The 996-nt window shown below is 39.7% G+C and carries 1 protein-coding gene; it reads right to left on the bottom strand.

Translation table 11 applies throughout. The features are described from left to right. A complete protein-coding gene (locus WBG07_RS19345) occupies window positions 1-960 on the bottom strand; it encodes a PorP/SprF family type IX secretion system membrane protein (protein WP_340203776.1) in 960 nt (319 codons plus the stop codon). Window positions 961-996 lie beyond the last annotated feature (36 nt).

The raw sequence follows: 996 nt of genomic DNA, 5'->3' as shown, positions 1-996 counted from the left end.
TTAATACGTACACCTACAATTGCTGAGTCCTTGAAAAAGATCAATGCCAATGGTGAGCATATGAGTGCCACTATTAAAGCCACTCAATTCATTTAAAATAAGTTGGTAGGAATACGCAAAATAGAAACTTCCTTTTTTCATACCAGCCATAGGACCTACATTTAAGGGGTCTCCAAACTGGTCGTTTAAAAAACGATAGGAAATACCTGCCCAGAAATAATCTTCAAAATCATACCAGCGTAATTTTATATTCACATCGGTACTAGATCTGCCGTCACTCTCAAATAATTGATAGAATACAGAAGGCTCTACCTCAAAATCGCTGTTTTTGTCTTTGCGCCATTTGTAACCCGTGTACACATAATAATTACGCAAACGGTTGGGTTCTGAAATAGCAAATAGATCCAATTCTTTGTTTAATAGATTGGATGCATTCAAGCTAAAATAAAAGCTTTGGTATCGGTACAAAAAGCCTACATCAAAATTATGATTGGTGGTAGCCCTGTTATTGGTTACTGAAGGATCAGGGATGGTAGGATCAAAGTTTTCAATGTCTATTCTAAACTGATTGAAGTTATAAGAGATTCCCAAAGAAAGAAAATGATCTTCGTATGGGTCAATGGTGAGATGGTGCGCAAAAGAGATGCGCGCACCATACTGCCTTGTATTTCCGTTTTTGTCGTTAAAGAACAATGCGCCTACTCCAGAGCGGTTGCCAATACGTACATCGGCTGCCAGTGATTGAGTATCTGGGGCATCTTCTATGCCTACCCATTGGGTGAGGCCGTTAAGCCGCACCTTTACATGGTCTCCAATACCTGCATAGGTAGGAGAAATCACAAAAGGATTATCGGCTAAATACTGGGTGAAGGTTGGCAAAGTAAGCTCCTGCGCAAATGCATGAGAGCTAACCAAACCAAGAATCACCAGGGCTTTCAGTATTCTATAAGTAGGTCGCATAAGGTTATCTGTATAAGGTAAAGTTTCCAACAAATT

Source organism: Ascidiimonas meishanensis (assembly GCF_037782385.1).
GTDB lineage: Bacteria > Bacteroidota > Bacteroidia > Flavobacteriales > Flavobacteriaceae > Ascidiimonas > Ascidiimonas meishanensis.
Note: the sequence above shows the minus strand (reverse complement) of the source record. Positions and strands in the feature narration are given on the sequence as shown.

Bases quoted from the DNA above. Each gene is read 5' to 3' on its own strand.
- WBG07_RS19345 (WP_340203776.1), bottom strand. From the start codon at position 960: ATGCGACCTACTTATAGAATACTGAAAGCCCTGGTGATTCTTGGTTTG.